Origin of the sequence: Burkholderia cenocepacia (assembly GCF_900446215.1) — a bacterium.
Lineage (GTDB): Bacteria > Pseudomonadota > Gammaproteobacteria > Burkholderiales > Burkholderiaceae > Burkholderia > Burkholderia cenocepacia.
The window spans coordinates 326933-339370 of the sequence record NZ_UAQZ01000012.1 but is presented as its reverse complement, the minus strand read 5'-3'; the positions used below and the strand labels follow the sequence as shown (position 1 = coordinate 339370).

At 68.4% G+C, this 12438-nt stretch carries 12 protein-coding genes; 5 read left to right on the top strand and 7 right to left on the bottom strand.

Annotation, left to right across the window (positions count from 1 at the left end):
- Positions 1-891 carry a transcriptional regulator CynR gene (cynR, locus tag DTA15_RS18955; RefSeq protein WP_034178447.1) on the bottom strand — a complete coding sequence of 297 codons (891 nt, stop codon included), beginning with the start codon at positions 889-891 and terminating at the stop codon, positions 1-3.
- Positions 892-1200: 309 nt separating this feature from the next.
- Here cynR and DTA15_RS18950 point away from each other — a divergent pair, with 309 nt between their 5' ends.
- Entirely contained in the window at positions 1201-2400 is a 1200-nt protein-coding gene (locus tag DTA15_RS18950) for an MFS transporter (RefSeq protein ID WP_012492961.1), read from the top strand.
- A 125-nt stretch (positions 2401-2525) separates the two neighbouring features.
- Here DTA15_RS18950 and DTA15_RS18945 read toward each other — a convergent pair whose 3' ends face one another.
- The gene (locus DTA15_RS18945; RefSeq protein ID WP_006485710.1) at positions 2526-3584 is read right to left on the bottom strand and encodes an L-idonate 5-dehydrogenase; all 1059 of its coding nucleotides are present in this window, start codon (positions 3582-3584) and stop codon (positions 2526-2528) included.
- A gap of 13 nt (positions 3585-3597) precedes the next feature.
- The gene (locus DTA15_RS18940) at positions 3598-4371 is read right to left on the bottom strand and encodes an SDR family NAD(P)-dependent oxidoreductase (protein WP_012492962.1); all 774 of its coding nucleotides are present in this window, start codon (positions 4369-4371) and stop codon (positions 3598-3600) included.
- A 150-nt stretch (positions 4372-4521) separates the two neighbouring features.
- Between DTA15_RS18940 and DTA15_RS18935 the strand changes: the two genes are divergently transcribed.
- Positions 4522-5412, top strand: coding sequence for a LysR family transcriptional regulator (locus tag DTA15_RS18935; protein WP_006485713.1), 891 nt, complete (start codon positions 4522-4524; stop codon positions 5410-5412).
- A 77-nt stretch (positions 5413-5489) separates the two neighbouring features.
- Here DTA15_RS18935 and gap read toward each other — a convergent pair whose 3' ends face one another.
- Together gap and tkt are read right to left on the bottom strand one after the other, a co-directional pair.
- Positions 5490-6500 carry a type I glyceraldehyde-3-phosphate dehydrogenase gene (gene gap, locus DTA15_RS18930; protein ID WP_006485712.1) on the bottom strand — a complete coding sequence of 337 codons (1011 nt, stop codon included), beginning with the start codon at positions 6498-6500 and terminating at the stop codon, positions 5490-5492.
- Positions 6501-6587: 87 nt separating this feature from the next.
- Positions 6588-8660 carry a transketolase gene (gene tkt / locus DTA15_RS18925; protein WP_006485709.1) on the bottom strand — a complete coding sequence of 691 codons (2073 nt, stop codon included), beginning with the start codon at positions 8658-8660 and terminating at the stop codon, positions 6588-6590.
- Between the two features lie 215 nt (positions 8661-8875).
- Here tkt and speE point away from each other — a divergent pair, with 215 nt between their 5' ends.
- The 3 genes from speE to DTA15_RS18910 all read left to right on the top strand — a co-directional run bounded on the left by speE (position 8876) and on the right by DTA15_RS18910 (position 11023).
- Positions 8876-9733 carry a polyamine aminopropyltransferase gene (speE, locus tag DTA15_RS18920; protein ID WP_006485711.1) on the top strand — a complete coding sequence of 286 codons (858 nt, stop codon included), beginning with the start codon at positions 8876-8878 and terminating at the stop codon, positions 9731-9733.
- An 88-nt stretch (positions 9734-9821) separates the two neighbouring features.
- A complete protein-coding gene (locus DTA15_RS18915; RefSeq protein ID WP_006485715.1) occupies positions 9822-10238 on the top strand; it encodes a VOC family protein in 417 nt (138 codons plus the stop codon).
- 17 nt (positions 10239-10255) lie between these two features.
- The gene (locus DTA15_RS18910) at positions 10256-11023 is read left to right on the top strand and encodes a 16S rRNA (uracil(1498)-N(3))-methyltransferase (RefSeq protein WP_006493615.1); all 768 of its coding nucleotides are present in this window, start codon (positions 10256-10258) and stop codon (positions 11021-11023) included.
- 154 nt (positions 11024-11177) lie between these two features.
- On the opposite strand, the gene DTA15_RS18905 is transcribed toward DTA15_RS18910, so the two are convergent.
- Positions 11178-11741, bottom strand: coding sequence for a barstar family protein (locus DTA15_RS18905; RefSeq protein WP_006476945.1), 564 nt, complete (start codon positions 11739-11741; stop codon positions 11178-11180).
- Positions 11742-11757: 16 nt separating this feature from the next.
- Entirely contained in the window at positions 11758-12189 is a 432-nt protein-coding gene (locus DTA15_RS18900) for a guanyl-specific ribonuclease (RefSeq protein WP_006490731.1), read from the bottom strand.
- Positions 12190-12438: the final 249 nt, after the last annotated feature.

Here is a 12438-nt window from a genome sequence, read left to right as displayed (position 1 = left end):
TCACCGTTCCGACCGATCGCGATACGCGCGCACGCAGTCGATGAACGCGCGGGCCGCGACGCTGCGGTATGCGCCCTTGCGCGTGAGCAGCGCGGCCGTGCGCGTCGGCAGCGGCGGATCGATCTCCAGCGCGCACAGGTCGCCGCTCTCGCGCGCGACCGCGTCGGGCAGCACCGTCGCGAGCCGGCCGCGCCGCACGAGCTCCAGCACCGCGCTGACCGTATTCGTCTCGATCGCGATCAACGGTCGCGCGTCGTGCTCGACGAAATACCGGTCGATCCGCTCGCGCGTCGCGAACGCACGGCTCAGCAGCACCAGCGGCTCGCCGCCGAGTTCGGCCGGCGTGAGCGCGCGGCGATGGCGCGCGAGCCGATGCGTGCGGCCCGTCACCAGCGCGAGCGGCTCGTCCCACAGCGGCAGCGCGTCGATGTCCGGCGCGCGCGGCGGCATGAACGCGAAACCGGCGTCGAGCCGGTCGTCGGCGAGCAGCGCCTCGATGCGTTCCTGCGGCATCGCGTCGATCGTCAGCGCGACGTTCGGATGGTCGGCATGGAACGCGTCGATCAGCGAGCCGCTCAGGTAGGCCGCGAAAGTCGGCATCATCGCGAGCCGCAGCGAACCGCGGCCGAGATCCGCGACATCGTGCAGCGCGCGCTGCCCGGTATCGAGCTCGTGCAGCGCCGCGCGCGCATGGCGCGCATAGACCTCGCCGAATTCGGTGAGCCGCACCGTGCGGCCCGAGCGGTCGAACAGCTGCACGCCGAGCGTTTCCTCGAGCTGGCGGACCTGCTGCGACAGCGTCGGCTGCGACACGTGCAGCGCGTCGGCCGCGCGCGTGAAACTGCGCTGCTCGGCGACGGCCAGGAAATAGCGGATGTGGCGGAGAAGCATCGCGGCCAACGTATTGGTTTTGCCAATAGAGACCATAACGATCCAGTCTTGGACGCTATGGGTCGATTCCCGCATCATACGCACATCCGCTTCCACGCACCGCCGCTGCCGGCGCACCGGAGCGGCACGCCCGGGCCTGCCCTGCCGCCCGCCGCACGACGATCCGCCGGCCGCCCGATCCGGGCCCGGCCGCGATCCGCCCGGCGCGCATCGGCTCACCGCCGATCCGTCGACGCCGGCCCCGATTTCCGTCACCCCGCGCAGCCCACGGCCCCGTGCCGCCGGCCGGCGCCGCCGTTTTTCGCGATAATGGAACCGCATCACGACAACCACCCTCCCCTCACCCGCGGCATGACGCTGCTGTTCGCGTGCGCGTGCGGCATCGTCATCGGCAACATCTACTACGCGCAGCCGCTGCTCGCCGCGATCGCGCACAGCTTCGGGCGCGCGCCGACCGAGCTCGGCTATCTCGTCACGCTGACGCAGCTCGGCTATGCGGCCAGCCTGCTGCTGATCGTGCCGCTCGGCGATGCGGTCAATCGCCATACGCTGATCGTGCGGTTGCTGATGCTGAACGTCGTCGCGCTGGTCGCGGTCACGTTCAGCACCAACTTCACGATGTTCGTCGTCGCGAACGTCGCGGTCGGCTTCGTCACCTGTTCGACGCAGCTGCTCGTGCCGTTCGCGGCGTCGCTCGCCGATGCGCGCTCGCGCGGCCGCGCGGTCGGCACCGTGATGAGCGGACTCCTGCTCGGCATCCTGCTCGCGCGCGTCGCGGCCGGCGCGATCGCCGACGGGTTCGGCTGGCGCGCGGTGTACGGCATCGCCGCGGTGCTGGTGCTCGCGCTGACCGCAGTGCTCGCCGTGAAGCTGCCGAAGGATCGGCGCGACGCGCGGCTCGACTATGCGGCGCTGATGAAGTCGCTCGTCGCGCTGGTGCGCGCGCAGCCGCTGATCGCGCTGCGCTCGACCTACGGCGCGCTCGTGTTCGCGTGCTTCAGCCTGCTGTGGACGGGTCTCACGTTCCTGCTGAGCCAGCCGCCGTACAGCTATTCCGAAGGACAGATCGGCCTGTTCGGCATCGTCGGCGCAGTCGGTGCGCTCGCGGCGACGTCGGCCGGCCGGCTGGTCGATCGCGGCCACGGCAATGCCGCCACCGGCCTGTTCGCGGCGGCCGTGCTCGGCGCGTTCGCCCTGATCGCGACCGGCGCGCATTCGCTCGCGGCGCTGATCGCCGGCATCCTGCTGCTCGACGTCGGCGTGCAGGGCATGCACATCTCGAACCAGAGCGTGATCTATGCGCTGGCCGGCCATGCGCGCAGCCGCGTGACGACGATCTACCTGACGAGCTACTTCATCGGCGGCGCGCTCGGCTCGTTCGCGGCGAGCGTCGCGTACGGCCTCGACGGCTGGCGCGGCGTATGTATCGCGGGTGCCGCGCTATCGGGTGTGCTGATCGCGCTGTGGCTCGCGTCGCAACGCGTCGGTTCGCGGCAGGTCACGCAATGAGGCGGTAGAGCGGCAATCCGGCGATTCGTTTGCGCCGCACGACGAAAAAGGCACGCGCCGCGCATCGCGGGCGTGCCTTTTTGCCAGGGGCGTCGCTGCCGTCTCGACGCGCCAGCGCCGCACCGTCACGCGGCCTCGTTCGCGAAATCGATCAGCACCTTCATCGCCCGCTGGCGGTCGCCTGCCAGTTCGAATTCGAGGTTCGCGTCGCGCATCGGGAACACGCGCGTGACGGCCGGCCGCAGGTCGACGCGCCCCGCGTTGATCAACTGCACCGCCAGCGCGAATTCCGCGTGGAAGCGGAACGAGCCGCAGATCGACAGCTCCTTCGCGACCACGACGTTCTGCGGCAGGCTCACGTCGCCGCCGAGCCCGAGCTGCACGACGATGCCGCGCGGGCGCATCACGTCCAGCCCGTCGCGCAGCGCGCGCGCATTGCCCGAACACTCGATCATCACGTCGAACGTGCCCTTGCCGGCGCCGTAGCGCTCGACCCAGCCGGCATCGGCTGCCGCATTGATCGTGCGGTCCGCGCCGAGCGCGCTCGCGATTTCCAGCGGCGCGTCGACGACGTCGGTCGCGACGATCTCCGCCGCGCCGTGCACGCGCGCCGCCGCGACCGCCAGCACGCCGATCGGCCCGCACCCCGATACGAGCACGCGCTTGCCGATCAGCGGGCCTGCCCGCGACACCGCATGCAGCCCGACCGCGAACGGCTCGGCGAGCGCCGCGAGCGACAGCGGCACGTGATCGGCGACCTTCACGCACTGCACCGCGTCGCACACGAGCGCGTTGCGAAACGCGCCCTGCACGTGCGGCATCCGCATCGCGCTGCCGTAGAAGCGCATGTCGAGACACTGGTTCGGCAGCCCTTCGAGACAGTAGCGGCACACACCGCACGGCCGGCTCGGATTGACCGCGACGCGATCGCCGACCTTCACCGACGTCACGTCCGGCGCCACTGCCGCGACCGTGCCCGCGACTTCGTGGCCGAGCACCATCGGCTGCTGCAACCGGATCGCGCCGAAGCCGCCATGCCGGAAGTAATGCAGGTCCGAGCCGCAGATGCCGCCCATCGCGACGTCGACACGCACCTGGCCCGGGCCGATCTCGCCCGCGTCCTGCTCCTCGACCCGCAGGTCGTTCGGCCCGTGGATCACCACACACATGCAACGCAACCGCATGACGCGCTCCTGGTTAGACGGCACTGGTCAGCCCGCCGTCGACGAACAGCGTCTGGCCGTTCACGAAATCGGACGCGGCCGACGCGAGGAAGATCGCCGCGCCGCACAGCTCGTCGACCTGCCCCCAGCGGCCGGCGGGCGTACGCTTGCACAGCCAGTCAGAAAACGCCGCGTCGTCGACCAGCGCGCGATTCAGTTCGGTTTCGAAATAGCCGGGTGCGAGGCCGTTCGCCTGGATGCCGTAGCGCGCCCAGTCGGCGCACATCCCTTTGGTCAGCATCCGCACCGCGCCCTTGGTCGCCGCATACGGCGCGATCGTGGGCCGCGCGAGCTCGCTCTGCACCGAGCAGATGTTGATGATCTTGCCGTGGCCACGCGCGATCATGTGCCGCGCGACGGCCTGCGCGACGTTGAACACGCCGTCGAGATTCACGCGCATCAGCGCATGCCAGTCGTCCGGCTCGAAAGCGTCGAGCGGCGCGCGGCGCTGGATGCCCGCGTTGTTCACGAGGATGTCGATCGCGCCGACGCGCGCCTCGAACTCGTCGATCGCCGCACGGACCTGCGCGTGCTCGGCCACGTCGAACACCGCATGGTCGGCCGCGAAGCCTTCGTCGCGAAACCGGCGCGCGAGCGTCGCGGCCTTCTCTTCATTGCGATCGTTGATGACGATCGCCGCGCCGGCTTCCGCGAGCCCGCGGGCGAGCGTCAGTCCGATCCCGCGGCCGGAACCGGTAATCAGCGCGCGGCGGCCGTCGAGGCGGAACCGGTCAAGCGCATGGGTCATGGATGTCTCCTCGTGCCAGTCGAGCCGGCCGCCCGTCGCGCCCGGTCTCGTGTTCACGATATCTTCGGCCGCCGGCCCGGCCCGCGCCAATGGTCTTTTTTGATCCGGTTATCATGAAAACTGATTACCGTCGCGTCGTACCCGCCACCCATGGAACTCAAGCAATTGCGCGCCTTCGTCACGCTCGCGGAAGAGCTGCATTTCGGGCGCGCCGCGCAGCGCCTGTTCATCGTGCAGCCCGCGCTGAGCATGCAGATCAAGGCGCTCGAGGCGGAACTCGGCGCGCGCCTGTTCGAGCGCGACCGGCACAAGGTCGAGTTGAGCGACACCGGACGCGTGTTCCTGCCGGAAGCGCGGGCGACGCTGCAGCAGGCCGCGCGCGCGGAACAGATCGCGCGGCTGTCGAGCCGCGGCGAAATCGGCACGCTGCGGATCGCGTTCGTGTCGTCGGTGTTGCCGGCGCTGCTGCCGGCCGTGCTGCGCACGATGCGCGAGCGCTACCCGCTGATCACGCTCGAATTGAAGGACATGCCGACGCCCGACCAGGTCGCCGCGCTGCGCGACCGCCGGATCGACTTCGGGATGATCCGGCTGCCGGCTGCGTATGCGGGCATCGACACGCGCGTGGTGCTCGAGGAAGGGTTCGTCGTCGCGCTGCCGCTCGACCATCCGCTCGCCGCGCACCACACGGTTTCGGCAGCCGCACTGCGCGGCCAGCCCGTGTTCGTGCTCGCGCGCCGCTACGCGCCCGGCTTTCACGACGACATGCTGCTCGCGCTGAGCCGCGCGGGCACGACGCTCGACATTGCGCAGGAGTTCGGCGAATTCACGACGATGCTCGCGCTCGTCGCGGCGGGAATGGGGATCGGGCTGATCCCGGCGGAAGCGGCCAGCGCGCTGCCGCCGAACGTGCTCGCGCGGCCGCTCGACCTGGCCGGGCATCGCAGCGGCATCGGCCTCGCGTGGACCGATCTCGACAGCCCGCTGAAGCGCGCGTTCGTCGATGCGATCGAGCACGTGACGGCGAACGCCGGGCAATAAAAAACCCGGCCGGGAAACCCCGGGCCGGGCTCGTTCGCCACGCCGGCCGCGTTGCGACGGCCGCGCGACGTGCGGGATTACTTCGCGTTCGCGAACGCGACAGCCGTATCCAGCATGCGGTTCGAGAAACCCCACTCGTTGTCGTACCAGCTCGACACCTTCACGAGGCGGCCCGACACCTTGGTCAGCGTCGCGTCGAACGTCGACGAAGCCGGGTTGTGGTTGAAGTCGATCGACACCAGCGGTGCGTCGTTGTAGCCGAGGATGCCCTTCAGCGCGCCTTCCGATGCTTCCTTCATGATCGCGTTGACTTCCTCGACCGTCGTGTCGCGCTTCGCGATGAACGACAGGTCGACGATCGACACGTTGATCGTCGGGACGCGGATCGCGTAACCGTCGAGCTTGCCGTTCAGTTCCGGCAGCACGAGGCCGACGGCCGATGCCGCGCCCGTCTTCGTCGGGATCTGGCTGTGCGTGGCCGAACGCGCGCGGCGCAGGTCTTCGTGATAGACGTCCGTCAGCACCTGGTCATTCGTGTACGCGTGGATCGTCGTCATCAGGCCGGTTTCGAGGCCGATCTTGTCGTTCAGCGGCTTGACGAGCGGCGCGAGGCAGTTCGTCGTGCACGATGCGTTCGAGATGACCGTGTGCTCGGCCTTCAGCACGTCGTGGTTCACGCCGTAGACGATCGTCGCGTCGACGTCCTTGCCGCCCGGCGCCGAGATGATCACCTTCTTCGCGCCGCCCTTCAGGTGCGCGCTCGCCTTTTCCTTCGTCGTGAAGAAGCCCGTGCATTCCATCACGACGTCGACGCCCAGCTCGCCCCACGGCAGTTCGGCCGGGTTGCGGTTCGCGAGCACGCGGATCTTGTCGCCGTTCACGACGAGGTAGTCGCCGTCGACCGACACTTCGCCCGGGAACTTGCCGTGCGCGGTGTCGTACTGGGTCAGGTGCGCGTTGGTCTTCGCATCGCCCAGGTCGTTGATCGCGACGATCTCGAGATCGTGCTTCTTGCCGTTTTCATAGAACGCGCGCAGCGTGTTGCGGCCGATACGGCCGTAGCCGTTGATTGCGACGCGAATCGTCATGGTCTATCTCCTGATGGCTGAAAAAATTCGTTTCGTGCAGCTTCACGGTGCGACGCGCGCGAGGGGTGGCGCGCGTCGCGTATGCTTTTAGGCCAGCACGGCCTTCGCGGTCTCGACGACGTGCTCGACGGTGAAGCCGAAGTACTTGAACAGCACGCCGGCCGGCGCCGATTCGCCGAACGTGTCGATCCCGACGACGCCGCCTTCGAGGCCGACGTACTTGTGCCAGAAGCTCGTCACGCCCGCTTCGATCGCGACGCGGCGCACGCCGTGCGGCAGCACGCGTTCGCGGTACTCGGCGTCCTGGCGGTCGAACACGTTGGTCGACGGCATCGACACGACGCGGGCCGCGATGCCCTGCTGCGCGAGCGGCTCGACGGCCTTCATCGCGAGTTCGACTTCCGAGCCCGTCGCGATCAGGATGATCTTGCGCGCGACGATTTCTTCGTCCCAGTCCTTCAGCACGTAGCCGCCCTTCTCGATGTTGGCGATCTGCGCATCGGTACGCGGGTTGAACGCGAGGTTCTGGCGGCTGAAGATCAGGCTCGACGGACGATCCGCGGCGACCGCGTGAGTCCAGGCGACGGCCGTCTCGACCGTGTCGGCCGGACGCCAGACGTCGTGGTTCGGAATCAGGCGCAGGCTCGACACGTGCTCGATCGACTGGTGCGTCGGGCCGTCTTCGCCGAGGCCGATCGAATCGTGCGTGAACACGAAGATCGACGGCACCTTCATCAGCGCGGCCACGCGCAGCGCGTTGCGGCTGTAGTCGGAGAACGTCAGGAACGTGCCGCCGAACGGCTTGTGGCCGCCATGCAGCGCGAGGCCGTTGATCGCGGCGCTCATGCCGAATTCGCGCACGCCGTAGTTGATGTGGTTGCCGAGCAGCACGCCCGCGCCTTCCGGATTCGCGCGCACCGCCTTCGACGCCTTCCAGTTGGTCAGGTTCGAGCCGGTCAGGTCGGCCGAGCCGCCGAGCAGTTCGGGCAGCGCGGCGGCCAGCCCTTCGATCGCCTGCTGCGACGCCTTGCGGGTCGCGACCGTCTCGGCGCGCTCGTTCGCGCCGGCGATGATCGCTGCCGCCTTCTCGGCCCAGTCGGCCGGCAGCTTGTTCGCCATCCGGCGCTCGAATTCGGCGGCTTCCGCCGGGAACTTCGCGCGATAAGCGGCGAACGTCGCGTCCCATTCGGACTCGGCGCGCTTGCCGGCTTCCTTCGCGTCCCAGGCCGCATAGACTTCCTGCGGAATCACGAACGGCTCCCACTTCCAGCCGAGCGCTTCGCGCGTCTTCGCGATTTCTTCCGCGCCGAGCGCCGCGCCGTGCACGTCGTGGCCGCCGGCCTTGGTCGCCGCGCCCTTGCCGATCACCGTCTTGCAGCAGATCAGCGTCGGCTTGTCCGACAGCTTCGCCTTCGCGATGGCCGCGTCGACCGCGTCGACGTCGTGGCCGTTCACGTTCGGGATCACGTTCCAGCCGTACGCTTCGAAGCGCTTCGGCGTGTCGTCGTGGAACCAGTTGACGACGTCGCCGTCGATCGAGATGCCGTTGTCGTCGTACAGCGCGATCAGCTTGTTCAGCTTCAGCGTGCCCGCGAGCGAGCAGGCCTCGTGCGAGATACCTTCCATCAGACAGCCGTCGCCGAGGAACACGTACGTGTGGTGATCGACGATCTTCGCGCCGTCACGGTTGAACTCGTCGGCCATCAGCGCTTCGCCGAGCGCCATGCCGACCGCGTTCGCGAGACCCTGGCCGAGCGGGCCGGTGGTCGTCTCGACGCCCGGCGTGATCCCGTATTCCGGGTGGCCCGGCGTCTTCGAGTGCAGCTGGCGGAAATTCTTCAGCTCCTCGATCGGCAGGTCGTAGCCGGTCAGGTGCAGCAGCGAGTACAGCAGCATCGAGCCATGGCCGTTCGACAGCACGAAACGGTCGCGGTCGGCCCAGTGCGGGTTCGTCGGGTTGTGCTTCAGATGGCGCGACCACAGCGCGACGCCGATTTCGGCCATGCCCATCGGCATGCCGGGGTGGCCGGAGTTCGCTTGCTGGACGGCGTCCATCGCGAGCGCACGGATCGCGTTGGCCATCAGGGTGGTGGAGGCGGGAGACGAAGTCGTCATGTCGAGTCCGGAGAACGAGTCGAGGAAACGGGGGCACGGCGGCATCCGGAAGCTCGAGCGTCAATCGTTCCCGGCGCGCGGTGCGGCGCCTGACGGACGCGAAGCGGACGGAGCCAACGGACGGGGCTGCAAAGCTCGTCATTTTAACAGATGGGCTGACATTTCCCTTGTCGGCGCATCGTGTTCCGGCACGGTTTTCCACCAAACCGCCCGCCTCCTATAATTCAGGCGTCGGAACTGCCCGCCCCAGCGGCCCGCCCGTGAGCACCACCCTTCTCTTTCACCCTACGCCCGACGCCACCTACGGCTTCCCGAATGCGCGGCGGCTCGCGCACGTCGCGTCCCCGCACCAGCAGATCGAAGTCTGGGAAACCCCGCAGCTCGGCCGGCTGTTCACGCTGGACGGCCGGCCGATGACGTCGGTCGGCGACGAGTACGTGTATCACGAGTGCATGACGCACCCGGCCGCGCTCGCGCATCCGTCGCCGAAGAAGGCGCTCGTGCTCGGCGGCGGCGACGGCGGCGCCGCGCGTCAGTTGCTCAAGCACGCGTGCATCGAACGGATCGTGATCGCCGAACTCGACGACGAGGTGGTCGGGATGGCGCGCCGCTATCTCGACGACGTGCACCAGGGTGCGCTCGACGACCCGCGCGTCGAGGTCGTGATCGGCGACGCCGCGCATTTCGTCGAGGCGACGATCGAACATTTCGATCTCGTCGTGTTCGACCTCACGCCGCCCGATTCGCCGGCGGCCGGCCTCTATACGCGCGCGTTCTACGCGCGGCTCAAGCGGATCCTCACGCGCTGCGGCGCGATCTCGATGCATCTCGGCTCGCCGGTGTTCCACGCCGCGCGCATCGCGGCGCTGCTCGACGACCTGCGCGCGAGCTTCGCGGTCGTCGATCCGCTGTCCGCGCACGTGCCGCTGTACGGCTCGCAGTGGCTGATGGCGATCGCGAGCGACACGCTCGATGCGGCCGCGCTGTTCGCGCACGATGTCGACGAACGGCTCGCGGCCCGCCGCGTCCACGGCCTGCGCTACTACGATGCGCGACTGCATGCGTCCCTCTTTGCCCTGCCGCGCGCGCTGCGCGATACACTGGGCGTTCGCCGCTGAACATCCGGACGGCCGCAACGTTCCGTTGTTCCAGCATGAGACCGGCGCAGGCGCGAGAAGCGCCGACACTGTGCAACAGGAGATTTTCATGACCGATCCACGTCCGGCCAACGTGCCTTGGTTGACGCCCTACCTGGCCGTGCGCAACGCGCGCGCGGCCATCGAGTTCTTCCAGGCCGCATTCGGCTTCACGGTGCGCGACGTGCACGACGAGGACGGCGCGATCATGCACGTCGAGATGGCCTATCGCGGCCAGCTGATCGTGATGTTCGCGCCCGAAGGCGCGTTCGGCTCGCCCGCGCTCACGCCGAAGCACGCGAACGCCACCGCGCCGCAATCGTTCTATCTGTATGTCGACGACGTCGACGCCACCTGGCAGCGCGCGCTCGACGCGGGCGCGAAATCGCTGAGCGCGCCGCAGGATCAGTTCTGGGGCGACCGGTTCGCGCAGATCGAGGATCTCGACGGCTACCGCTGGGCGCTCGGGTGCCGTCTCGACGCATGACCGAAACCGCCACACGCATGACCGAAGCCACCACCACCGCGGCCGTGCCGCGCTTTTTCGTCGACGCCGCGCTGCGCGCCGACGCCACGCTCGCGTTGCCGGCCGACGTCGCGCGCCACGTGCAAGTGCTGCGCCTGCAGCCCGGCGACGTGCTCGCGCTGTTCGACGGCACGGGCGGCCAGTACCGCGCGCGGCTCGTCGAGGTCGACAAGCGCAGCGCGCTCGTGCAGGTCGATTCGTTCGAGCCCGCCGAGGCCGAGCCGCCCTATCGCGTGACGCTCGCGCAGGGGATCGCCGGCGGCGACAAGATGGACTGGGTGATCGAGAAGGCCGTCGAGCTCGGCGTCGCAGCGGTCGTGCCGCTGTCGACCGCGCGTGGCGTCGTGAAGCTGTCCGGCGAACGCGCGGACAAGCGCGTCGCGCACTGGCGCGGCGTCGTGCGCGCGTCGTGCGAGCAATGCGGCCGCAACCGCGTGCCCGACGTCGCGCCGGTCATCGGCTTCAGTGCATGGCTCGACGCGCTGCCGGCCGCGCCGGCCGACGGCGAACTGCGGCTGCTGCTGTCGCCGCGCGCGAGCATCCCGTTCGCGTCGCTGCCCGACGCGCCGCCCGCGGCCGCCGTCACGCTGCTGATCGGACCCGAAGGCGGGCTGTCGCCCGACGAGGAAAATGCAGCTCGCGCACGCGGGTTCACCGCGCTGTCGCTCGGGCCGCGCGTGCTGCGTACCGAGACGGCCGGCGCGGCCGTGCTCGCGGCGTTGGCGGCGCGCTGGGGCGGGTGGTAAAAACGCGTCGGCGCGCCGCGTTCAACGGCTCGCCCCACACCGTGCTTCGCGCGCCACGCCCTGCAGCCGGACGCGAATCGCAGACGCAAAAAAGCCCGCTCGAAGCGGGCTTTTGACGGGTCGTTCGGCGAATCGGCCACGCGGACCGATGCGCTTACGCGAACGAGTAGAACACGCGGAACGCGACCTTGCGCTCGGCCCAGAATTCGGCCGCCTCGCGAAACACGTCGAGCAGCGTTTCGCGCCCTTCCTTGTCGAATTTCTGCGCGATCGGCAGCCCTTCGAGGACGATCACGAAGCCGGGCTGCGCGCCGGCCTTCGCAACGAGGTCGGTCAGGCAGTCGTACAGCGCGTCATAGTTCTTCCCGAAATGCTTCGGAAACAGGAACGAGGTCGCGATCGTTTCCATCACTTCCTGCTTCGACTGCGCGGCGCCGCAATACGCGTACAGGAAATGCTGGCCGAGCCGACCGGCTTCGTCGGCGAGATCCTGCACGCGGAACGCGCGGATCGACTGCACGAGATTGGGTCGCACGGTCGTGAAAAGGCTCATAGGCTCCTCGTTCGATGAAAGCCCGGGCTCGGCTTCCTGTTGCTCCGGCGTGCCGCCGGCCTGCGCCGCCGCGTGCAGCTGAATCACACGCTGAAACAGATTGCCGTCGCCGGCCGCGAACAGTTCCGCCGCCGCCGTATCGTGCGCGTAGATGGAGTCGCTCATGCCATTCGTCCCGAAGTCATTCAACAATACGTTTAAAACTGTTGTAGTGGTCGCCCGTGTAATAACAGTTGTCGATCCGGCGCAACGGACCGCCACAGACGATCCGGCGCGCGCCGCGATTGCGCGCACGCGGCGTCGGCACCGTGTACTCATGGTAGTAGCCGCGCTTCGCCTTCGGCAGGATCCGCTCGCGATTGCCGAATACGACGCCGTCTTTCTCGTACGGATAGGGGCCGCCGGCGGCGATCAGGCTTAGCGTGGTCACGGCCTCGCGCGGAAGACTGGCAGTCGGGATCGTATCGAGCCCGCTGGCAGCCACGTCGGCCGGAACGGCCTCCCGTGCGTAAGCGGCGGAAACCAGACTGCCCGTCGGCGTGCCGACGATACCCATCGCGAACATCGCGAAGACGGACGCGAGCGCGCCGTTGCGGAGCCACTTGCGTGCCATGAACCAGGGTTCCCGCTGTTAAATCAAGTAGTTGACGACCAACAAAGGCGTTAGCGTAGCGTTATTGGCCGCGCGAATCAATGTCCGTTTGGGAATGGAAAGCCTCGCGATGCCGCGAATTCCGCATTTTTTACCGAAATCGCACTACATTTATCTTACATAAGATAGAATGCGTGCGGCACCTCTCGGTGGGCAAGAACTGCCTCCTTGCCTCGCTCGCTGCCTGGAGTGGAGAGATGCTGCTGTTGC